This window comes from Pseudanabaena sp. lw0831 (genome assembly GCF_016584665.1).
In the GTDB taxonomy this organism is placed as follows: domain Bacteria; phylum Cyanobacteriota; class Cyanobacteriia; order Pseudanabaenales; family Pseudanabaenaceae; genus Pseudanabaena.
Genome location: NZ_BBJB01000115.1, coordinates 14361 through 37337, shown reverse-complemented (window position 1 = coordinate 37337; position 22977 = coordinate 14361). Strand labels below are relative to the sequence as shown.

Below are 22977 nucleotides of genomic sequence, written 5' to 3'. Positions count from 1 at the left end.
TGTAGAGAATTATGCACGAACTTCTGCGAAAATCTTGTTGAGAATGTCTTGAGCACCCTTGTCCTTGAGCTGATGGGCTAGTTCTAGCCCAATCTCATCAGGTTTAGTTAAATCGCCAGTGACTTCTCCTTTGATCAAAGTTTTACCATCAAGGCTAGCAACAATTCCTTTTAATGTGAGTTTGTCAGCATTAATGAAAGTATTTACGCCAATAGGAACTTGGCATCCACCTTCAAGTTCGCGCAAGAAGGAGCGTTCGGCGAGGCAGCGTTGAGTGGTGGGATAGTGGATGATTGGCTCAAATAAAGCAAGGATTTCTGGGTCTTCAGCACGGCATTCGATACCTAAAGCACCTTGTCCAACTGCATGGAGCGAAATCTCAGCATCGATCACCTCATGAACGCGATCGCCCATTCCCAAACGTTGCAAGCCTGCGGCAGCAAGAATTAGCGCATCATATTCACCAGAATCGAGCTTTTGCAGACGAGTATTGAGATTCCCACGGACATCCTTAAAAGTAAGGTGAGGATAGTAATGACGCAACTGCGCTAAGCGACGCAGTGAAGACGTACCAACGACAGTACCTGATGGCAAAGTTTCGAGAGTTTTGTCCTTTAGCTTTTCATGGACAACCAAAGCATCAGCAGGATTTTCGCGCTCGGTTACAGCGCCAAGCATTAGCCCTTCAGGCAAATTTGTGGGTAGATCTTTGAGGCTATGCACTGCTAGATCGGACTGCTTAGTCAGCATTGAGACTTCTAATTCTTTGGTAAATAAACCTTTGTCGCCGATTTTCGCAAGCGGCACATCAAGAATCTTGTCACCCTGTGTGCTCATGGTGACGACATCAAACTGGAGATTAGGATGTGCTTTGCTTAGTTCAGCCTGTATCCAATGGGTTTGTACCAGTGCTAGCTGACTTTTGCGAGAACTAATGCGAACTGTGGAGGATGCGACCATAGGACAAACTAAATAATATGAAAAACAATAAAAAACAACAGAGTTTAAAGATGAGTAGGGCGGCGTGTTGCGCTAACCAAACTTAATTAAAAGCACTATTTTCTATTCAAACAGGTTTTGCGGCTATTTCTATGTGATCGCTTAAATTTAAAGTGTAAAGAATTCTTAACTCAAAAAGAGAGTTGCGGCGCTCCGCGCTGCAACTCTCTTTTTCGGTAGCTATATGGCATTTTGTAATTTGCAAATCGATTTCAAAACTTGCAGTAACTTTTCTGAAGACTCAGGCTCCATTAGATGGAGTGATGACAATGGTTGATAAGTTGGAGATGAAGCATTCTGGGAATTTTGCTGAATGTAGAAAAATTCGTAATACACTCCATTAGTAGTTAATCCCCAGACTGTTTTTTGCTGTTCCAAACTTTTGTATGCATAGGTAAGTAATTGTGGCAATCCTTCCGATGCACTAATACTCGTATTTTTTGCCTCAATCGCTAAAATCCAAAAAGCAATATCGTTAGCAGTAGGACGATTCTTATTAATACAAATCAGGTCTAATCTACCTGTGATACTAATATCGCCATCTTCAAGATTAATGCGTTCTATTTCCTGTTCCATTCGCATCTTGATTGGAGCGCGATAAAAGCCTGCTAGCCTCAGCAATGGCATCACAGTCAGCGCCATCACCATATCCTCTAGCACTTTCCCATCGTTAAGATAGTTCTCAAAATCAGTACGAATCTGGCTAAGTTCAACCTGTTCAAATTCTGACAATGGCTCTAGCTGAAGTAAAGATGTGAAAGAGCTATAGGGTAATTTCTGGAATTTGAGGTGAACATAAACTTGATCTAGGGTCAAGGTACTGGCATTGAGGACAGGCATAATTTTATTTTGCAATACTTTTGTAAATTATACGAGATTGATCTGTTCAAACCCCAAAGAGTGAGATGCGGCGCTTCGCGCCGCATCTCACTCTTTGGGGTTTATGATTTATTTTAATTGCGGACAGCTTCAAACAGACGAGAGAAATAAAATGAGGTAGCTATAAATTCTTTGCGTTTGATTGTGAAACCTAACTTCTTCAGAACTTGGCGCACATCTGACTCCTTGTGCAAATAAGCGCGAGTCGCTTTGCTTGGACCTGGAACCATATCGCCAACTTTCTTCATCAATACATAGTAAGGATTTTTAGGGGCAAAGCTGAGGATTAAACGAGATTTAGCAAGAGAGGCTAGATGGGAGATCATCGCTTCTGATTCGCGATCGGGATAGTGGATCAATACATCCAGACAGATTACAGTGTCGTATTCTCCAGACAAAGAAGATAAATCCTTGACTGCAAAGATCGGATTTTCAGGATCGGCAGCGCGGCTTTTGCCTTCACCCACCATCTTTTCGGAAATATCGCTGGCATATACCTTTGCACCCATTGCCGCGAGGGGAATACTGAGACTACCAGTACCGCAACCTGCATCACAGACCGTCTGCCCTGCGGCACTTTTGTCATTTTTAAACCAATTCAAAACATAATCGACGGTTTGTTGGTGTCCAGTCCGAATATCTCGCTGCACTCGGTTGACATCACCTTCACCATAAATCCGCCGCCAGCGATCGAAGCCTGTGGAATTAAAATAATCGCGAACTATTTCTTTATCTTTGGGGGATTCTTTAGTTGATGTATTGTTGAGTGCTTTATTAGCCATGATTGTGAAGAAAGCTTACAAAAAGATGATTTTAACCTAGAAAGGAGAAGCAGCGCGAAGCGATGCCTCTCCTTTCTAGGTTTTATACTAAACTAAAGCAGCCGCCAGAAAAATTTGCTATGCAACTCAATCGCATCATTGCTCTCGTTTTAGTCGCCGTTTGCTTTATCTCAGCCACATTTGGTATTCAGCGCCGCCAAATGGATGAGGCTTTAAATTTAAAGAAAGTACTCGATCGCGATCGCCTTGAACTAGTTTCCTTGGATGGTGCAATTACAGGAGCAAGGGCTTCAGCATCAGGAGCAATGGCAGTACGCGATCGCCTCCGCGAACTGATCGAGGAAGACTCCGTAAAGGGAGTATTGCTATCAATTAATAGTCCTGGAGGAACCGTTGGCGCAAGCAAAGAACTCTACGATGCAGTTAAGGACTTGAGCGCGAAAAAGCCCGTTGTGGTTAGTATGCTCGATCAGGCAACCAGTGGTGGTTACTATGCAGCAAGTTCAGCAACTAAAATTTATGCCAATGCTGGCACATTGACAGGTAGTATCGGCGTAATTTTGAGTGGCTTTAATGCCAAAGAATTACTAGATCGGGTGGGTATCCAATCGCAAACGATCAAAACTGGCCCCTACAAAGATATTTTTTCGCCATTTCGAGAGCTAGGTGATCCAGAGCGTGCATTACTGCAAGAACTTTTGCAAAGTACCTATCAAGAATTTATTACCGATGTATCTAAGGGGCGCAAACTAGATTTAGAAGTGGTGCGCAAGCTTGCGGACGGACGGATTTATACAGGACAACAAGCTAAGGAGAATAAACTGGTTGATGCTTTAGGAACTTTGGATGCAGCGATCGTAGATTTACGTGATTTATCCAGAAAAAAATTTAAGTTGTCTGAGCAAAGCGAATTACCAATTCGTAAATCTCCAGCTTCCTTTGAAAGACTTTTAGATCAATTACTCAGTCAAACTAGTGTTAGTATTGCCTTGCCATTTTTTGATATTGCTGGTACAGGAAATATTTCTGGGGCGATCGCTGATCAGCTAACCTCAAAACTAACTGGTCACAATATGCAAGCAGGCAATTACGATCCACCGATTTTATTAATGCCAAGCTGGTTTAACTAAAGTTGTTTGAGCCATATTTTGGATGGCTCAAATCTTAAAAAAGTAGCTATTAAATTTATGAAAGCTCAGCATCTGAAATCCAAACCAATTTCTGAAGACACTAATTATCAAGTCGAGCAATTAATTCAGCAGCTTGACAATGTAAAACATATTGCTGATTCGGATTTTTGGATTTCAACCGATGAAATTAGGATTTTACTAAGTCTTGATGATAGCTTCGTTGAAAGACTGAATAAAAAAGTAGCATCTCAAATTCAAGACTATAGATTTTCTTGGCGAAACTTTGAATGTATTTTAGTTGATCGTCAATTTGGGAAAGGCTTTTGGGCTATTAGAAAAAAGCTAGATGTATTGTTAAATACTAATAATAATTCTGCTCAAATACCAGCATATCTTCCAGTAATTCAAGATCCCAAACCATCCACAACTAGCGAGTCAATCCTCTTAAAGATTCCACCAGATGAAGATGTTATCCCATCTCCCTATGCGCTAATTGATGATTTTTTGTCACCAAGTCAACTAAACGATTTATTACGCTATAGCATCAGTAAACAACCTGAATTTATTCCTACCACCAACTCAGCCGCTGATCCCAACTATCGGCGCTCATTTTATCTTATGCACTTCCCTGAGTTCTCAGAGTTAATGGTTAAGCTAATACGAAAAATTACACCGCAAATTATCACCCACTTAGCTATAAACAACTTTGAGATCGGGCAAATTGAGTCGCAAATGACCGCCCATAATCACGGCAATTATTACAAAATCCATAATGACAGTGGTAGTCCAGACAGTGCGACAAGAGTTCTTACCTATGTTTACTACTACTATCGCGAACCTAAACCCTTCACTGGTGGCGAGTTAGTAATCTATGACAGTAAAATCGAAAATGGCTATTCTGTTGCTGCAGACTCCCGCAAAGTGATTCAGCCCACGAATAATACAATCATCTTTTTTCCTAGTCACTGTATGCATGAAGTTTTGCCTGTCAGTTGTCCATCAGAATATTTTGCTGATAGCCGCTTTACTATCAATGGCTGGGTAAGACATACCTAACCATTGATAGTAAAGCGCCTTCTTGGTCGTTAAGGTTTAGCTAGTTTTTGTTTAACTTTGGAGATTATGCCACTCGCGATCGCACCAGCCATGACAATTCCTAGCACAGGTTGAATCAATGGCTCCCATAGTTGTCGCCATAACTCCAAGCCAAGATTTATTTTTAGGGTTTCGCCGCCGAGAGCAACTAGTAGCCATGCAAAGAAGAAAAATACTAAGAACAAATTGAACATCAAAAATTTGTTCGTCCAACGTCCGATGATTTCCATATTTTATTAAAAATAATATTTTTAGCACTTACAAAGCTTTGCGCTCAAGCCCGAACCAATAAATTTTTGAAAGTTTTGCTTTGCAACACTTTCAAAAATTTATTGGTTCTTTTGATTGAAAAATACTGTAAGTATGTGGCGCTTTGCGACACACACTTAGAAAGCAATCGGGGTAACGTTGCCGCTACCCCGATCGCTTATATCGTTTTTGTTTTATAAATGAGTCAGTGTGAATGTACAAGATGTACTTAAAAGTTTTTTATAAGTTTTTTTATTAAGTCAAGACTTAAATTGAAACCTATTTGAAACCGACTGAAGCTTGCCACACAAAAGCGAGTAGCAAGAAAAATACAGGAATCACGGGAAGAACGTTTACCAGTGGATCGAAAATTCTATACGCTTCAGGTAAAGTTGCAATCAATAGACTAAGTGGCATTAAAAATAGACCTCCTTCAAGAGCTAAGATGAATTTTACCACGTCAAAGAAGCCATTCTTTTTTCTGAAAATTTTTTATCACAGGTTTTATAAAATAGGTTTATTTATGGCGATCTCAAAGACTGAAAATCTCAAAAAATTATTACAGGTTTGCAAGGCTACCTTCTTGTCTCTCCTGCTATGTATTTGTACCTTGGCTCTTAGCGCACCTGCTTGGGCAAATGTGCAAATAAAGCTGACTAATGTTACTTACGAGCCATGTACTGGCGATGCGGGTAAAAACATGGTGCTAGGCGGCGGTGTGATGTCGGCAAAGTGCTACATGATCAAGGGAAATGCAACCAATCCCTCAGGCAAAGTTGTGTACAATGCCGATATTTTTGGGCGTATCTATGATGCGAACGGCAATGATGCTATGCCAGAAAGAGCAAGACTGGGTGCAGTTGAGGAGATTCCCACAGGCAATAGCGACTTTCAAATTATGGTTGCGATTCCTGCTGAACAGCCTGAACCTTTAGAGCTTAAGCAATTTAAAGCTTCGGGATTTGCAGGCAAAGTTAGGCGGTAATCGCACTCGCGTTAAAATATATACAAATCCATTCATTAAGTAGCTAGGCCCAATTAAAAACCCAGATCCAAAATCTGTACCGCCCGCTGCGCGGGCGGTACAGATTTTGGGATTTGCGCCTAGCTACATATTTATAGAGGCCGCGCTTTACGCCGCTTCTATATGAATGGGCAAAATCCAAGTCTAAAGTTCTCTGAATTGATCCAAAAATATGGCTGTTAAAGTTTTAATTCCCACTCCACTCCAACAATTGACCAACAATCAAGCTACTGTCGAGTGTACTGGTGATTCCGTTCAAGCAATTATTGATTCGCTCGAAATTAGTTGCCCAGGCATCAAAGCCCGCATTTGTGATGAAAAAGGCAATCTTCGCCGCTTTGTTAATTTTTATGTCAACAGCGAAGATATCCGCTTTCTCGATGGGGCAAATACTGCCCTCAATGATGGTGATGAAGTAAGTATCATTCCTGCGATCGCAGGGGGCTAATCCCAACAAAAAGGGATGCTTTGCATCCCTTTTTGTTTTATGAATTTATCAAGGCGATCGCAATTTGCATCATCCAAACTAATGATTGCTTCTTACTATCTGGCTCAACTTTGCCCTTGTCACCCCAATTTTGTAGCCATTTCCCTATACCTCCCATTGAGTCACCCATCCATTGACCGACTTGCGCGAAAATTTGCTGGGGGCCAACGCCAGTCAATACCTGAATTGTAAAAATCACGGCAACCACTAAAAATGCAGTTTTAAAGCTAGCTTTAATCACACTTAGCAACCACCACAACAGCAGTAAAGAGACTATTAATGCGCCGATAACTAGGGGCAAGTTCATAGAGTTTTTTCCAATCCATCTCAAGTTCAAAGATTTTATACCAATTCTCGAAAGTGTAGTCACACTTTCGAGAATTAAAAAATCAAACCCAGTAAGGTTTTTGGATTCTCAAAATGGCGTTGCCATTTTGAGAATTGTATTATTTAGATTTGGGCATGATCATGTCGTTTTTTAGGGTTCTCACATGTCATCAGACTTGCAACTATACCAAGCTAGGCTAGACATCTCTGTATCAGAGTGCGATCGCCTATGGCAGTTTCTTTCGGAGGATGAGCAATCGCGTGCCGATCGATTCAAACGGGAACATCTCAAACGTAATTTTATCGCCGCAAGGGGGAACTTACGGGAGATTCTAGCGCCAAGGCTAGGCTGCGAACCCAATCAAATTCAGTTTAGTTATAGCGATCGCGGAAAGCCATACATTCATAATAGTCATTGTGTTTATTTTAATCTATCGCATTCTCAAGATTTTGCCATCTATGCAGTGTGTAGCGATCGCGAAGTGGGAATAGATTTGGAATATATCAATCCTCAGTGCGATGTTGATAGTATTGCTGAGCGCTATTTCTTACCTTCAGAGCAAAAAATTATTCAAAGCTTAAGCGATCGGGATAAATACCTAGCTTTTTATCACGCATGGACTCTTAAGGAAGCCTATGGCAAAGCAACAGGAGAAGGTATTGCCAATATCCTTGACTATGTGGATGTATCGTCATTACTAGAGATGCCTATGGGCAAGACCTTGCAAATTAAAGAATTGACTCTAAAACTACTAGACTCAGAATTAAATATAGATTCAAACTACGCTGCCGCCTTGTGTGTCGCGTAGATAAGTGCAAGCGTTGATAATTGATAGTGTGGAGCACTAAACTTGATTGAACAGAATCTAATTCTCATTCAGAACTTCTCCCCTATTGAGATTAGAACTAATCTCAGGAACTGGAAGAACTAGGCGATCGCTACACATTGCTCTCAGCTTATCAACAAACATTGAAGATTCAGCAAGCAAAGTCATATTTTCGTAGGCAGATTGATAGACTTCGGAATACGCTGTATTAGAGTTGGTAGGGTAAACTTTTGCGGCGGCTGTCGTTCCCGAAGCTGTAGTTAGACGACTAGGGTATCTTTGAGGTTTAGGTTGAGCAACTGGATTAACTTGAGGTGCAACTTGAGGAATCTTAGCAGTCCCAAGCATTGGACGACGAGGAAATGGAAGTGGTAAATTCGATTCTGCGATGGTTGCAAATGCAGGAATTTCTGCGATCGCAGCTTCGCGAGTAGAAGTACGAGGAGGAGTGTAAAAAATTCGATCTTCATAAATCACAGCAACATCACCGCACACCAAGCGCTCAAATTCATGGTTGTAACGGCAATTTGGTTCGCCTTTACGTTCCCATAGATGCAAAATTTGATTTACCGAAACTGCTTTATATCTTCCCTGAAATAACGATTCGATTACGGCTTGGCGTACCCATTCAGGTTTAAAACTACTCCATGCACGAGTCAAATCTTTGATGGTATAGCCACCAAGATCAAAACTGTAATGCTGCAAGAGGGAGATCGCAATTTCCATCGTGGCGACTTTAGCTCAAATTATGTATCCATATATTACATTTAAAAGCGAGAAATGTGAAGATCCTCAGCCATCATAAATCTTGGATTTGCTTTGAAAACCAGATTGCTGCTTCAGTATTAGTTTTTGTATCTAGTAATTCCATCGTTTTCTCCAATAAAGAGATCACCAAATTTGGCAAGACTTGAGAGACCTCACACTCCTCATAAATCCCTTCTTCATCTAATCTAAATGCAAATATTCGATAGGCTCTCACATCAATTACCCAGTATTCAGATATTCCCAAATTTGCGTAGAGCCGCTTTTTTTCATCTAAATCGATCGCCAAAGTCGTATCCGAAATTTCACCAACAAGATCAGGCGATCGCCACTGTTCTAAATCAATAAATCTTGACTGTCCAGTCTTCCAAGTTGGCGAATCATCACCAACATACAAAACAATATCGGGAGCTATAGCCCGCTTGCCTTTTTTTTCCATCTGGCATCCACCAAAGGTACTTAATTTGATGTCAGGAAATTTTATTGCCCAAAAAGCGATAATCATGGGAAACAAATCGCCAAATTTAGCGTGATTAATTCCTTCTGCACCCATTTCTACCCACAAATGTTGATTATCAAAAAATAATTTACAGCGATCGCTTTTATCATCATCACGCAGCGCCACATAATCATCCCAAGTTGCTTGCTGCCACTGTTGTTTAGATTTTATTGCCACAATCATTGTTTAGCCCTCACAATGTATAGAAATTATGGAATTTGATGAAGCAAATAAAGGAGCGCAAAGCGCTCCTTTATTTTATCAATGAAAAAACAGGCTAGTCGAGGATGACTAGCCTGTTAATTTGCATAATTAACTCGCAAGATTCGGCACCTTACTGCAAAACGAGTTTGACATTGGCATTGCTTAGACCAGGACGCTTCACTTCAGTCAAAGCCTTGTTCACAGCATATTTCTGATTGATCGAGTTGATCAACTCAGTCTGATTGTGCTTCTTGGCAACACCCCAAAGATCAGCAATTAGATCAAACGAACCGTCGGCATTACGCGACCAGCCCAAATCATAATCACCTTCTAGAGTTGCCACGATGTCAGCACGAATGCGTTGGCTGTTGTATCCACGAACATCGGCTTCAGTGTTAACACTGATACCCAGATCGCGCAAAGACGACTTGAGGACTTCGGCATCAGTAATTTTTGTGCGAAGAGTGCTGAAATGAGACATAATAGTTTTGCTCCTGTGAATAATTGTGAACGCAATTGTTAACCAGAACGTGAGACATAAGAGTACTGGTGGTTCTTACTCCTATGTTAGCTGCTAGCCTAAAGATCTTTTAATAAGATATCTTTAGAGTCTAGCCTTACCTCTGCTGCCTGCAAAAACAGCAGAATAAGCTTTTTAAAACTCCATACGCTGGTATTCAGCGACTGAAGTAGCGGCGGGTCTAGCCCGCATTCTTGCCCAGTCACGCAAAGCAGCAACCTGCTCAGTCATCGTGCGTGAGAGGGGAGTTGTCGATTTCACAGCCGAAATGATATCTAGCTGTGTAAACTCCCGATCTTGGGCAAAAGCTTCATACATGGCAGCAATTACCGCCTGCTCGATTTCCGCCCCCGAAAAACCATCGCTTACTTTTGATAGTTGTTCAAAATCGAATCTTTCTAATTTTTCAACATCTGGGCGACGCTTGCACAGATGGATTTTAAAGATATCTCTGCGTTCTTCACCGTTAGGCAAATCAACAAAGAAAAGCTCGTCAAAACGTCCCTTGCGGAGAAATTCCCCTGGTAACTTTTCGATACGGTTAGCAGTTGCCATTACGAATACAGGCGATTTCTTCTCCTGCATCCATGTCAGGAATGTACCAAAGATGCGCGATGATGTGCCACCATCGGAATCAGCAGAACCTGCTCCGCCAGCAAAGGCTTTATCCAGTTCATCGATAAATAAAATCATCGGTGAAATTGACTCAGCAACTTTGAGGGCGTTGCGTAAATTTGCCTCAGACTTGCCAACAGTTGAGCCATCATAGACCCGCCCCATATCGAGACGTATCAAAGGTAATGACCAAAGTCTTGCAGTGGTCTTAGCAATTAGAGATTTTCCACAACCAGGTACACCCAGAATTAGCATCCCTTTAGGTTGCGGCAAGCCATAATTTCTAGCTCTCTGGCTAAAAGCATTTGAGCGCTGTTGCAACCAATGCTTTAGTTCTTCGAGCCCCCCTACAGCATCTAAGTCTTCTTCATCTTCAATATATTCAAGAATACCGTTACGACGAATTAATTGCTGCTTTTCTGATAGGACAATGTCAACTTCTTCTTCGGTCAACTTGCCGTTGGTAACTTGGGCTTTACGATAGACTTTTTCAGCTTCATCTTGGGTTAATCCCAAAGTCGCTCTGACTAGTTTTTCGCGAGTTTCAGCTGATACTTTTTTAGTGCGAACCTGTCCAAGTTGTTGATCTAGAACTTCTTCGATCGCCTTCATATCTGGTAAAGGAAAATCGAGGACGACGATTTCTTTTTCTAGCTCAACTGGGATTACTTGGATTGGAGACATCAAAATAATTGTTTTCTGACTGCCTTTGAAATTGGCAACTGCATCGCGCAGACAACGGACAATAACTGGATGATCAAAGAAAGGATGTGCGTCTTTAAAAATGTATATTGCAGGGTCTTTCTGATCGGCACGAGTAATCCATTTCAGAGCCGCTTCAGCAGATTCAGTATTGTGTTGTACTGCTCCTGTAGTTTGACCATACTCAACTATTCCGTGGGTCACAGTCCAAGTGAACATGCGGCGGACTGGCTTAAGTTGAGCAATGTTTGATATTGCCCTTTCTGCTCTTTCTTCCTCTGGTGTATTGAGGTAGATCAAGGGATATTGGGCTTGAATTAAAATGCTAAGTTGCTCTTGCATATAGTAATACCGAGGTTTACGCCTCTGTCCTCACCTTGTCTACAGAAAAAATTTCTAGGAAGTGCAGTTGGACTAATCTAACTAATTGAAACTAACTCTTCATCTGGACTGTCAGCTTTGCCAACAGTAACAGGGAGAGATTGTGTTCGATTGCCCCCAATCGCTAGCAGTTCACCCTCACGAATAACAACTGTTTGCGAGCAGTTCGGACAGTTGTAAGTTTGATGGGTATGACCGATACCTGAAGATTCGACTATATCAGGATGTGCTAGATAGAAGCTGATAGCTTTTTCTGCTAAATCTGACATCGAATCACCATCAATAGCAGAACGAATCTTAAGCTGTTGATGTAGCCGTTCGGGGAGATAAAAAGTTACCTTTTGCTTGTCTTGCATAATGGTTAAGAGCAGTGAATACCCGGGTATGTAATTAAGTTACAGGTCGAATCTTAAGCTGTCAAGGTGTTATACTGCTATGACGGCAATAAATTAACATTTCTTTACAAAATGCCTGTGACTGTCCTCAAATCTAAAACTCCAAAAAGGCAATGGCGGCACTTCGCGCCGCCATTGCCTTTTTGGAGTTTTAGGAACAAAATTAGGAGCTACTTGGTCATGATGTCTAAACAAATATAAAACCCGAATAATGCATCAAAGTTAGTGCATCTCACATGGAGTCAGGTATGAACATTTCTAAAATTAGTCATTCCAATGTACTTAAGCTAGGTTGGGGAACCTTTACAACTATTGCGGCTTTAGCGATCGCTGCGCCTAGTTTTGCTCAAAGCGCCGTTTCGTTGGGGAGAAATTTTCGACCAGATCCAGCAACTTTAGCGGGATCTGGCGGTGGCAATGTCAGTATTGCAAGTATTGCTGGAATTTCTGATAATTGTCGTGGTTTTGCTAATGCAGAGCCAAATCATACGATTACGTTGACCGAAACTTTTCCTCTGCTGGATCTTTTGGTTTATTCCAGTAATATTAATGATGATCCGACCATGTTGATTAAGGGACCAAATGGCATCATCATCTGTGCTGACGATGAGTCAGGTGGACGCAATCCACAAGCTAATCGCCGTATGCCTAAAGGTAACTACCAAGTTTGGGTTGGTTCTAAAAATATTAATCAATCTTTTCGCTATATGCTGTCTTTGAGTGAAATACGTCAAAAATGAAACTCTTGAAACTGTCGATCGCTTTAACAGGATTAGCTCTAGCCCAGACATTACTATTAGTTGCTCCAGCGATGAGCCAAGAAGCACTAAAGCCAATCTCTCCTAAATTCACACCTGATCCTCAAGTCTATGTTGGTAAATCAGGTGGAGATATTCCTTTGGCATCTATTGCTACCAGTAAAGCTAATGGACAATGCCAAGGATTGACGCAGCAAACCCCAAACCATAGTTTGACAGTGCAGAAAGATTTTGGTTTTTTAGCCTTGAAGGTTTCAGGCGATCAAAATTTGTCTCTACTCGTTAAGGGACCTGATGGAATTTATTGTCGCAGTGGTGGAAGCCCTGAGCTTTCGGGCGCTTGGGTTGCGGGGAACTATGAGATCTGGATCAGTACACCTGATGGAGATCGCGCTTCTTATCGTCTAACGATTAGCGAAACAAGCCAGTAAAATAACGCTAAAAGCTATAAATGGTTGCTCTCGCTACGCGAGAGCAACCATTTATAGAGCAAATAATCAAAAGGAGCGCAAAGCGCTCCTTTTGATTATTTGGAAATGTTCCAGTAGGGAAGTTGTTGGTTTGGTTCGATTTTGACTCCCTGTAACCCTTTTTGAGCAAAGGCGTATTCTTTGTTTTGCCAGAGCGGAATAAATGGCACATCCTCAGCTAAAAGTTCTTGGATTTTTTGGAGTATTTGCGATCGCTTAACTACGTCACGTTCTTTACGCTGTTTAGCAATCAACTCATTCATTTCTGGGTTGTTATAAAATGACCCTTGAAACTGACTACTACCCTTTGTGCAGCGATCGCCATTTGCTTCTTCACATTCTAAAAATGGCTTGATGTAATTATCGGGGTCAAGAATATCGGGAACCCAATCAAGTAAATAGGCGGGATATACGCCTTTATCAATGAAAGCAAAACCAACAGTATTTTCAACGCGCTCAGTTTTGATCTGCAAAATTTTGCCGACATTTTTTTGAATTGAGGCCCGCAGAGTGCTGGCGATGAGGTCGCCGTTACCGCCATATTTTGGTGAATACCAAATTGTAATTTGAGCGGGTTTATCGTCGGAATATCCTGCCGACTCTAGCAATTGCCGCGCTAGTTTACCGTTGCCATCACCATATTTTTGCTCGAATACGGGTTTGGAATCTGCAAAAGCGCTAGGGATTAGGCTATATAGGGGAGCACGTTGGTTAAAAAATATACGCGATTCCAACAGAGGGCGATCGATCGCGGCTGCTAAAGCTTGGCGCACGCGCACGTCATTGAGTGGTACTTGCTGCGTATTTAATACCATATATAGGATGGTTGCACCTTGACCTGAGGCGATTGTCCAACCATTTTGTTTAGCATTGGTCTCTACATTCTTGACTTGGGTTGGCGTGAGCGTTTGAAAAGCTATATCAACAGCACCAGTTTTAAATGCGTTCAACAAGTTGGAATTAGAAGAGAAAAACTGAATATCAATCCCTTTATTGACAGGTTTTTTACCCCAATAATCTGGAAATGTATCTAAGCGTAAGTAGCTACCTTCGACAAACTGTGTAACTTGATAGGGACCAGTGCCAACTAATTTATCAGGCAAGAATAATAGCTTGCCTGTCTTTTCATCTTTAATATGTTTATAAACTTGCGGAGATATTGCGGCGGCTCCAGTAAATGCTAAGAACTTGGGGAAAAATTGTAAAGGTTGTTTGAGCTTAAAAATCAGTTCAGTTTCATTTGATACAGAAATGGCTTCGATCACATCGGTCAAGATATATGCTGGTGCGCCTTTAGAATTCATGAAGCGGTCTAAGGCAAATTTCATTGTATAGGCATTAAAATTGGTGCGATCGTGAAATTTGATCCCTGTTCGCACTGGCACTGTATAGATTAAGCCATCTTCACTAACCTTAGGCATATCTGCCGCCAGTTGTGGAATGATCTCGTTTGAACCTTCTTTGTAAGTGTAAAGACGTTCGAGCGTGTTGTAAAAAATATTGCTGATAAAAAATTCGTTGGCATCGGCAGGATCGAGCGTGCGAATTTTGCTGGTTGTGCCCAAAACGATGCGCTCATCAGTGCGATCGCTAATCCCCAGTTTCCCGTTATTGATGATTTTGCCATTTGTACAGGCAAATAATGTGGTGATTGTGATGATGGCGATCGCAAACCAAGCCACAAAGCGACGCAGCGAATATCTCATTGATCTACTTATTGATTTATTAGCCGAAAACATAACTGGATTTCTTACTGCTAAATCTTCCCACAATGTCGGATCGATGTAATGTTTGAATCAGGAAAAAAAATAGGTATTGTAAGATGAATAATTAGTGGTGCGAGGCAAAGCCTCGCACCACTAATTATTCACAGGGAAGAGAGTATGAAAAAATCTAGTTTGATATTAGTTACTTGCATGTGTCTTTTTGCATATCCTGCGATCGCCTACGCTGAACAAGATGTAACTGCGCCAATCACAGTTACTACAAAATCTAAGAAACAATTAGCTAGAGAACTCCTAGTTGAGCTAGGTATTGGCAAGCAATATGACTTGTATTTTTGGAATAGTGTCGATCTTGCTTACGGTACGGGTACTAGAACCAAGGTTAGTGAATGGATGCAAAAGACTCTGGCACAAGTGGCAGGATGGAGATATGTGGAATCTCAGTATGTGGCACGTTTAGAAGCTAACTTTTCGGAAATGGAACTAAAGGAATTGATGGAATTAGCAAAGCGCCCATTGATGAAAAAGTTGCTGAGAACTGAAATTCAAGCCTATGAAGAGACAGGTACAAAGCGAGCGAGATTACTTTTTCAAGCATGGGATGATTATAATTCAGGCAAAATAAATATACCGCCCAATTTATTGAATTAGTTGTATAGAATTTATGTCTCTATTAACTGATTCCAACTCAAATACGAATATCTTTGGTGGCTGTCATTGTGGAGCCGTCCGCTTTCAGGTGAAGGTGAGAAAATATGAAGCGATCGCTTGCAATTGCTCGATCTGTCAAAAGAAAGGAATTTTGCATTTGATCGTTCCTCCCGAAGATTTTGAGCTATTGCAGGGTGCAGAGAATCTATCGACTTACACTTTTAACACAGGGATTGCTAAGCATCATTTTTGCAAAACTTGCGGCATTCATCCTTTTTATCGTCCGCGATCGCATCCTGATGATTACGATGTCAATGTTCGTTGCCTCGATGGTGCAGCAATGGAACAATTTACGATTACGCCTTTTGACGGCAAACATTGGGAAGATAATATTCAGCAGATTACCTCATAAAAACTTGCAATAATAGGCGGCGCAAAGCGCCGCCTATTATTGCAATACAAATCTCAAAAAAGAAGCCTCGCACTGCGAGGCTTCTTTTTTGAGATTAGCTACAAGCTACAGGTGCACCTATTTCTTTAGGAGTGGCAAAAGAAGTACCGCAACTACAAGACTTGCTGGCATTAGGATTACGGAAACGGAATCCACCACCCATAAGATCCTCGGTGTAGTCGAGTTCTAGTCCTTGTAACTGAGGTAAATTGCTATTGTTAATAACGATTTGTACACCGTTATATTCATACTGATTGTCGTCAGATTCAAGTTGGTCAACAAAGTCCATCAAATAAGATAAACCAGAGCAACCACCTTGCTTAATGCCTAAACGCAAAGGCGCAGAAGTGGCGCGTTGGCTTTGAAGATTTCTTACGCGAGCGATCGCTGCGTCAGTCAATGTGATCATGCGAAATTTTCCTATATAAGAATTGTTCTAAAAGCAATATTAGTCTTCTAACAAGACAAGCGCAATACTCGCTAGGGAAACATTGGTGTAGCCAGCTACTTTGACGGCTTTATAAAATGGTTTGGTAAGAAAGCATTTATGTACGCCGAAAAGACGCACACCTTGATCTAGAAGCAATCCAGTTTTGAAATGAAAATTGCGATGTAATTTTACAGCCTTAGCTAGGTTGGATTTTGTTTTACAGCAGACCATGATTTTTCTTTCGATAATTCAACAACTGACTCTATGTTAACGCTAGTTCAGGTGAAAATAGGATGTGTAGTGTGAAGTGCTACACATCCTATTTTATATATACTTGCTTAGTTTTATGCAATTTGCCGATCGCCTCCAGCCTTTACAGTCCAACGTATTTGCCGATATGGACATTGCCAAAAGTCAGGTCAAAGCATCTGGAATGAAGGTAATTGACCTTTCGCTTGGTTCGTCTGATTTGCCAACTGATGCATTTATTCTCGAAGCGATCGCCGAGGCTCTCAAAGATACTAGTACTCACGGCTATTCGCTATTTGGTAGCACTATGGACTTTCGGGAGGCGGTGGCAGCATGGATGCAGCAGCGATTTGATATACAAGTTGATCCTGAGACAGAAGTATTAGCGTTAATTGGCTCACAGGAAGGCACAGCTCATTTACCGCTTGCCTTACTCAATCCTAATGATTTTGCCCTCTTGCAAGATCCTGGATATCCATCTCACTATGGCGGCATTCATTTGGCTGGGGGGCAAGTATATGGAATGCCACTATTGGCAGAAAACAACTTTTTACCAGTCTTTGCAGATATTCCCGAAACAGTTTTAGCTCAATCAAAAATGATGGTGTTGAGTTACCCTCACAATCCCACTACAGCAACAGCCACGTTAGAATTTTTTCAATCCGCCGTCAAGTTTTGTCAGCAGCATAATCTGGCACTAGTCCATGACTTCCCTTATCTCGACTTAGTATTTGATGGCTCAAAGCCACCTTCGGTTTTACAAGCTGATTGCGATCGCAGTGTCAGTATCGAATTTTTTACCATGTCTAAGTCCTACAATATGGGGGGCTTTCGGGTTGGGTTTGCAGTTGGCAATCGCGAACTAATTAAAGCCCTACGTCAAATTAAAGCCGCTGTAGACTTCAATCAATACCAAGGGATCATGCGCGGTGCGATCAAAGCTTTATCAGGCGATCGCGCACCGATTGATCGAGTAGTTGCCACATTTCAAAAGCGACGAGATGTATTGATCAAATCACTGCAATCGATCGGCTGGAAAATCTCCAAGCCTAAGGCAACAATGTATCTCTGGGCAAAGTTGCCTGAACGCTATACACATAATTCAGTTGGATTTTGTCTAGACTTGATTAAATCGACTGGTATCGCCCTTGCCCCTGGGGCGGGATTTGGTAAACATGGCGAAGGCTATGTAAGATTTGCACTGGTGCATCCACCTGAAGTTTTACAAGAAGCTGCTGCAAAAATTGGTACATTTTTGCAACTCTCATTGTGAAAATCATAAAAGTTAGTTTTACAGCGCTTTGCGCTCAAACTCGAACCAATAAATTTTTGAAAGTTATGCCTAGCTGCACTTTCAAAAATTTATTGTGGTTCGTTTGCTTGATAACTGCTAGAAATAAAGGCTAGCGATGATAGCATTTCTACAAAACTGACTTTTATAATTAGAATTAGTAAAAGTGAAGTATCAACTCTACTTTTGTAGGCTTTGTTTGTTAAGATTAGCTTAAACTTTGTATACAAAGAAATCATTAAAGCTTACAAGAGTCTAGAATAGAACGCTTACTGCTATAGGTTTAAGATTTGCTGATGAAAATCGCTATTTGTTGAAATCACATTTATGCTGTTGCTAAGCTATGGTTTGCAACAACAAAATGAATGTATCCAACTAAGTTGCGATCTGAATTTTAGAACGCGCCTAACGGTGCAAGCCCGAACATAATGCTGAGGATTGATTCATGGCTTCCAATAAAAATATCCCACAAAAAGGTCAAGGCGCTAACGAACCAGATAAGAAGCAATCAGTGCAGTCTGACGCTGCAGATGTTGATTGGATGATTATGTCGGATATTAGTACGCGAATTAGCGGATCTCCAGAAATCAAATCACGCTCAAATCAATCACCAGCAAGATTAGCTTCGCAAATATCAAGTAAACAAGATGATGATGATCTTGACGATTTAGAATTTTTACGATCAATAGGTTTGGATGATGAAATTGAGAGTCAATCTTCTTCAAGAAATACAGCAAATACATCAGGTAGTTACGGCAGTAAAGCTACTGATAATAATGAAGTTAACAATATTGATTGGTTAATTGTGACCGATCTCAATATCAGCAAAGAAAATGTGGAGATTAATGCACAATCCAATCCTTCATATCAAGATGTAGGTCAATCTCAGACGACGCTTCAGTCACTAACAGATAACGTGATGGATGGTCTAGGCTTGGATTTAGAAGGGTTGGATTTTTTGGAGAATTCTGATTTTCCTGATCTAGATTCTCTAGGATTGGGTGCTTCAGACTCACACAGTATTGATGAGCTGCAAAATGAGATCGATAATACCGAAGGTAAGATCCAAGGACTAGCAGAATTGCTAGACGATAACGATGACTCAAGTTTTGATTTGATTGCTGATGTGGAAAATGACGATTGGGATAGCATTTCAGGAATCTTTGAAAATGATTTTAATCAATTATCTAGCGAACCCAATCTAGATATTGCTGTTGAATCTCCTGAAATACCATTTCAAGTTTCAGAGATTTTTGGAAGTCCTGAAGATGCTTCAGGAAATATAGATTTAGGTTCTGATCTATTTTCTAAAGATAATGATCCAGAAAATTTATTGGTCGATGATTTGGAGTTATCTAATGAGATCCAATCTGATCAGATAGTTGAAGATTTTGAGATTAGCAATAACTTTCAAAGCGAATTTCAAGACGAGCTGCAAAATGAACAAGATCAAGATCTATCTTTTAATGAATTTAAAGTTGGCAGTCTGGAAGCAGAATTTGACAATAAACTTGATGATGACTTTAGCCCAGCACGATCTTTAGAATCATTTGACCCAAGTGTGACTGAAGATGATTTTTGGTCGAATACTTCGTCAAATCTTGAGCCTGAATCCTTCCTTAATGAGTCAGTTGAGAATACATTCACTAATGATTGGGGGGAGATCGCAGAAAATGCGATCAGTGACGCTATTTGGGATACTAAACCTAGCATAGATCTAGTATCATCTACCTCTATTGATAATGCTTTTGGTATATCTGATGACTGGGAAAACATGCCAACTTCAGATCAACCTGAAGTAGAAGGTCATATTGACTTTGATCTTCCTAATCTAGATTCTCTAGATTCTTCTGAAGTAGAAAGCTATGTTAACTTTGAGTTAGAGAATATAGATTCTAGTTTAGAATCCATTGAGCCAGAATTGGAATCAGGATTTGAGAATGAAAATTGGAGTGCAGGGCTTGAAGCCAATGAAATCAGTGCCGATGTCATTTGGTCTGAGACAAATTTGGACTCATCGCTAGAAGATGAGATAATTGTTGCCGATCCTAGTGAAGAAGATGATTGGGGCGCAAGTCTAGAAGCTGAAATTAGTAATGGTAACGATGTCGTTTGGGATGAAGCGTTAGTTGAGGCAGAAGACTATTTGCCACCCGCAGAAGAATCCTCAAAAATTTTTAATGATGATTTGCTGGGTTTAGTTGACAGTGACATAACAGAGCAGCCTCTCCATGAAGACTTTGCTTTTGGCAATAATCTTGATGCCAACGATTGGGCAATCGCAAATCACATCAATAATCTGACGGAAAGTCTCAGTGAATCTGAAGTTGTTAATTTAGAAATACCAGAAATATATGATGATTTTAATGATATATCAGAAAATATAGATATCCCTGAAAAAATTGCCGATCAGCAACGATTTACGGATTTCAATGAATTTGTCGTTCCATCCCATGATGATATCGATGCAAGTTTAGAAGGTAGTGAATTTGACTTTTCTGAGAACTCTCTACCGCCATCTTCAGATTGGGAAAATCTTAGTGAACCTATTGCAGAGCAAGTTACTGACTCGGATTTTGCTAATTATGCTGATAGTTTTGCTGTGGGGCAATTTTCTGATTCAGGTTTAGCTGATAGCTTTGCTAGTTATACCGATAGTTTTGCTGCTGAATCGGGGTTAGTTGATAACTTTGCTAGTTATGCTGATAGTTTTGACAACGATATAGTTCCACCAGTCAAGGCTAACTTGGGTGGATCTAATTGGGATGCAAGCACATCTGAATCAAATGTTATAGGCAGTAATGAAGTTGATAATATAGGAAGTATACTTGATGAAAATTTTGATCTAGCGTCTTTCGATGAAGATAGTTTGCTAGAGGTTCCTGCTCCCGACTTCAACTTCGGCAATATTCCTACAACACTCACTCCCAATCGTTCAAATGTATTTTCAGAAGATTCACTCGCAGGATATACCCATCAGCAGTCTTCAATCAGTCCTATAGATAGTTTTGCAGACAATATAGTTTCACAAAGCGATTCATTTGAAGAGGCTTTGGTAAATGATTTACTTAACGAGAACTATGAAGAAGTAAATTTTGAGGAAGAAGCTTTAGCTCATGATTTGCTTAATGGTCTTGTATCAGAACCAGATGACTTTGTGCCAGCAAAAGAGCCATCCACTATGCCAACTCCTATGCCATCTCCAAACTTAAATTTAGCAGCATCTACAAAGTTCGATCTAGGAGCAGGCGATCGCGACTTTTTAGATGATTTTGATCTAGAAAGCATCGACCCACTCGGTGACGACGGATTCGACGATGGATTTGTCTCCACACCAATATCTACTGGGCTGACTCCATCAGCACCATCGATTGCTCCAATGCCTCCGAATCTTCCTCCCCTGACTAAGCAAGAACCGACTTCTCCATCTATCAATAATTTACCGCCACCACCACCCTTTCTACCGCCATTACCTCCAAGGCGCAACACTACTCAGGGTAGTACAACTCCAGTCCCAACTCATCCTACGGCAAATGCTGGTGCTCGGCCGCTGCCCCAAAATAGAATGGGCAGCAGAAGTGAAGAAGATGATTTTGATCGATTTCACGATCAACCAGACCAACATAGAAATCGCAACAAACCTATCGGCTCAATTGATGAGGGTTGGTCAGATTTATTAGATGCTGATACAGTACTTTCTGGAGGAAGAGCTTCAGCTGGATCTTCCTATTCAGATATAAGCAGTACAACCCCTCCTAGTGCAGGAAAATCTGCGGGAAGAGCCTCGCAAGGCAGAGAAAGGAGAGATCGCAATTCTCCTTCTAGTATTTCTAGACGCAAAGAAACTGGGTTGCCAGATTTTGACGATCTTGGGCTAGAAGTTCATGACGACAATACAGACTGGTCTGGTTTGCTAGATAGCGGCGATTTATCTGACAGTATCACTACGATCAGTCCTCAAAGTACGCAGCTACCTTCTCGGATTAGAACTAATCCAATAGTTGATTCTCGCACTGATATGACTGGTACAAGCGAGACCAGAGAAATTCCGCGCGATCGCCGTAAGCCAATGGCAAGCTTTGGTGATTCGACACAAGCACGCATGAGTGCACCTCCCGATCAAATCGATTTCAATCGATTTACCGAAGATAACTATGATGCATATAGCGGCTATGAACAACAATCAGCCCCGCCGCCAGCCAAGACTCCTAGTAAACCCAAATTAACGATACCTAGCATCAGTTTGGAGTCGCTATGGCAAAACTATCTCAAAATTCCTGCGATCGGATTAGGTGCGATCGGTGGAGCTTTCCTGCTTTATACATTTCTCAATAGACCTATTTTTGATTTGGGCCTACGGTGGGGACTGTTTAAAGATGCAAGTGGAAAGGACTTTACAAATGCAGATTTTAAAGGAGCCAAGCTGGATAATGTAGACTTCAGTAAAGCTACGCTCACAGGGGCAAAGATGCAGGATGCTAGCCTTGTTGGGGCAAACTTTCAGGGAGCTAACCTTGATGGAGTGAACTTTACTAAAGCCAATCTGAATCGAGCTAGATTAATTCAATCTAGTGTCATTTGGGCAGAGTTCAACAATGCTCAAATGAATCTTGTCGATTTGGCAGGTGCAGATCTAACCCGCTCCAATTTTGTCGGGGCTAAAATGGAAGGAGCTAATCTAAAAGATTCTAAAATAGGTGCTCAAGGGACAGAGAAAGCAACAAAATTTAGTGCGACGACTTTGCTAGCATGGCAAATTGTCAATGAGCCTCGTGAAGGTCGTAACTTAGCCACTCAAGATCTGTCAGGTTTAAATTTGAGTTTTACGAGTCTAAAACGTGCCAATCTAACCAATGTTAAGCTTAACTATACTGACATGACAAATACAGATCTGAGTGGAGCCAATCTCACTGGTAGTCAGATAAATGGCGCTAACTGGAGTGGAGCAAAATTAAATGGGATTAACCTTACTGGTATAGTTTTTGATAAAAGCAAACTTCCAAAGACAGATGAGGAAACAACTTGTCCTAATGGAAAGAAAGGTCCTTGTAAGTTCTAAACAATTAGCCAATT

The 22977-nt window shown here is 41.1% G+C and carries 24 protein-coding genes; 11 read left to right on the top strand and 13 right to left on the bottom strand.

Annotated features, from left to right (window positions below; genetic code table 11):
• Positions 1–9 precede the first annotated feature (9 nt).
• The 3 genes from hemC to bchM form a co-directional block, all read right to left on the bottom strand.
• Complete coding sequence (gene hemC, locus APA_RS23765; protein WP_201324696.1) at positions 10–960, bottom strand: hydroxymethylbilane synthase; 951 nt, start codon at positions 958–960, stop codon at positions 10–12.
• A 219-nt stretch (positions 961–1179) separates the two neighbouring features.
• A complete protein-coding gene (locus APA_RS23760; protein WP_201324695.1) occupies positions 1180–1839 on the bottom strand; it encodes a restriction endonuclease subunit R in 660 nt (219 codons plus the stop codon).
• 113 nt (positions 1840–1952) lie between these two features.
• Complete coding sequence (gene bchM / locus APA_RS23755; RefSeq protein WP_201324694.1) at positions 1953–2660, bottom strand: magnesium protoporphyrin IX methyltransferase; 708 nt, start codon at positions 2658–2660, stop codon at positions 1953–1955.
• Positions 2661–2779: 119 nt separating this feature from the next.
• Here bchM and sppA point away from each other — a divergent pair, with 119 nt between their 5' ends.
• Entirely contained in the window at positions 2780–3790 is a 1011-nt protein-coding gene (gene sppA, locus APA_RS23750; RefSeq protein ID WP_201324693.1) for a signal peptide peptidase SppA, read from the top strand.
• Positions 3791–3847: 57 nt separating this feature from the next.
• Positions 3848–4846, top strand: a complete 999-nt coding sequence (locus APA_RS23745) for a 2OG-Fe(II) oxygenase (RefSeq protein WP_201324692.1) — start codon at positions 3848–3850, stop codon at positions 4844–4846.
• Between the two features lie 29 nt (positions 4847–4875).
• Here APA_RS23745 and APA_RS23740 read toward each other — a convergent pair whose 3' ends face one another.
• Together APA_RS23740 and APA_RS23735 are read right to left on the bottom strand one after the other, a co-directional pair.
• Positions 4876–5115 (bottom strand): hypothetical protein, encoded by a 240-nt coding sequence (locus tag APA_RS23740; RefSeq protein ID WP_201324691.1) that lies wholly within the window; start codon positions 5113–5115, stop codon positions 4876–4878.
• Positions 5116–5413: 298 nt separating this feature from the next.
• A complete protein-coding gene (locus tag APA_RS23735) occupies positions 5414–5551 on the bottom strand; it encodes a photosystem II reaction center protein K (RefSeq protein ID WP_103668670.1) in 138 nt (45 codons plus the stop codon).
• 106 nt (positions 5552–5657) lie between these two features.
• Between APA_RS23735 and APA_RS23730 the strand changes: the two genes are divergently transcribed.
• A complete protein-coding gene (locus APA_RS23730) occupies positions 5658–6119 on the top strand; it encodes a hypothetical protein (RefSeq protein WP_236580019.1) in 462 nt (153 codons plus the stop codon).
• A 211-nt stretch (positions 6120–6330) separates the two neighbouring features.
• Positions 6331–6606 (top strand): MoaD/ThiS family protein, encoded by a 276-nt coding sequence (locus tag APA_RS23725; RefSeq protein ID WP_201324690.1) that lies wholly within the window; start codon positions 6331–6333, stop codon positions 6604–6606.
• A 37-nt stretch (positions 6607–6643) separates the two neighbouring features.
• On the opposite strand, the gene APA_RS23720 is transcribed toward APA_RS23725, so the two are convergent.
• Positions 6644–6952, bottom strand: a complete 309-nt coding sequence (locus APA_RS23720; RefSeq protein ID WP_201324689.1) for a hypothetical protein — start codon at positions 6950–6952, stop codon at positions 6644–6646.
• 184 nt (positions 6953–7136) lie between these two features.
• On the opposite strand from APA_RS23720, the gene APA_RS23715 reads away from it, so the two are divergent.
• On the top strand, positions 7137–7781 hold the full coding sequence (locus APA_RS23715) for a 4'-phosphopantetheinyl transferase superfamily protein (RefSeq protein WP_201324688.1): 645 nt from the start codon (positions 7137–7139) through the stop codon (positions 7779–7781).
• A 57-nt stretch (positions 7782–7838) separates the two neighbouring features.
• Here the strand turns inward: APA_RS23715 and APA_RS23710 are convergent, their stop codons facing one another.
• The 5 genes from APA_RS23710 to APA_RS23690 form a co-directional block, all read right to left on the bottom strand.
• Positions 7839–8525 (bottom strand): hypothetical protein, encoded by a 687-nt coding sequence (locus APA_RS23710; protein ID WP_201324687.1) that lies wholly within the window; start codon positions 8523–8525, stop codon positions 7839–7841.
• Between the two features lie 73 nt (positions 8526–8598).
• On the bottom strand, positions 8599–9246 hold the full coding sequence (locus tag APA_RS23705; RefSeq protein ID WP_201324686.1) for a Uma2 family endonuclease: 648 nt from the start codon (positions 9244–9246) through the stop codon (positions 8599–8601).
• Between the two features lie 151 nt (positions 9247–9397).
• Positions 9398–9748: a DUF1257 domain-containing protein gene (locus APA_RS23700; protein WP_103668677.1), complete on the bottom strand. Its 351-nt coding sequence runs from the start codon at positions 9746–9748 to the stop codon at positions 9398–9400.
• 174 nt (positions 9749–9922) lie between these two features.
• A complete protein-coding gene (locus APA_RS23695; protein WP_201324685.1) occupies positions 9923–11446 on the bottom strand; it encodes an AAA family ATPase in 1524 nt (507 codons plus the stop codon).
• Positions 11447–11523: 77 nt separating this feature from the next.
• Positions 11524–11841 (bottom strand): hypothetical protein, encoded by a 318-nt coding sequence (locus APA_RS23690; RefSeq protein WP_201324684.1) that lies wholly within the window; start codon positions 11839–11841, stop codon positions 11524–11526.
• A gap of 287 nt (positions 11842–12128) precedes the next feature.
• Between APA_RS23690 and APA_RS23685 the strand changes: the two genes are divergently transcribed.
• Positions 12129–12620: a hypothetical protein gene (locus tag APA_RS23685; RefSeq protein WP_201324683.1), complete on the top strand. Its 492-nt coding sequence runs from the start codon at positions 12129–12131 to the stop codon at positions 12618–12620.
• Positions 12617–13069: a hypothetical protein gene (locus tag APA_RS23680; protein WP_201324682.1), complete on the top strand. Its 453-nt coding sequence runs from the start codon at positions 12617–12619 to the stop codon at positions 13067–13069. The genes APA_RS23685 and APA_RS23680 overlap by 4 nt, the downstream gene beginning before the upstream one ends.
• Before the next feature lie 95 nt (positions 13070–13164).
• On the opposite strand, the gene APA_RS23675 is transcribed toward APA_RS23680, so the two are convergent.
• A complete protein-coding gene (locus tag APA_RS23675; protein WP_201324681.1) occupies positions 13165–14814 on the bottom strand; it encodes an ABC transporter substrate-binding protein in 1650 nt (549 codons plus the stop codon).
• A gap of 177 nt (positions 14815–14991) precedes the next feature.
• Here APA_RS23675 and APA_RS23670 point away from each other — a divergent pair, with 177 nt between their 5' ends.
• Positions 14992–15483, top strand: coding sequence for a DUF2059 domain-containing protein (locus APA_RS23670; RefSeq protein ID WP_201324680.1), 492 nt, complete (start codon positions 14992–14994; stop codon positions 15481–15483).
• Positions 15484–15496: 13 nt separating this feature from the next.
• A complete protein-coding gene (locus APA_RS23665; protein WP_201324679.1) occupies positions 15497–15895 on the top strand; it encodes a GFA family protein in 399 nt (132 codons plus the stop codon).
• A 94-nt stretch (positions 15896–15989) separates the two neighbouring features.
• On the opposite strand, the gene APA_RS23660 is transcribed toward APA_RS23665, so the two are convergent.
• Complete coding sequence (locus tag APA_RS23660) at positions 15990–16343, bottom strand: iron-sulfur cluster assembly accessory protein (protein ID WP_103669143.1); 354 nt, start codon at positions 16341–16343, stop codon at positions 15990–15992.
• 367 nt (positions 16344–16710) lie between these two features.
• On the opposite strand from APA_RS23660, the gene APA_RS23655 reads away from it, so the two are divergent.
• On the top strand, positions 16711–17886 hold the full coding sequence (locus tag APA_RS23655; RefSeq protein ID WP_201324678.1) for an LL-diaminopimelate aminotransferase: 1176 nt from the start codon (positions 16711–16713) through the stop codon (positions 17884–17886).
• A gap of 463 nt (positions 17887–18349) precedes the next feature.
• A complete protein-coding gene (locus APA_RS23650; RefSeq protein ID WP_201324677.1) occupies positions 18350–22963 on the top strand; it encodes a pentapeptide repeat-containing protein in 4614 nt (1537 codons plus the stop codon).
• The last annotated feature ends 14 nt before the right edge of the window (positions 22964–22977 follow it).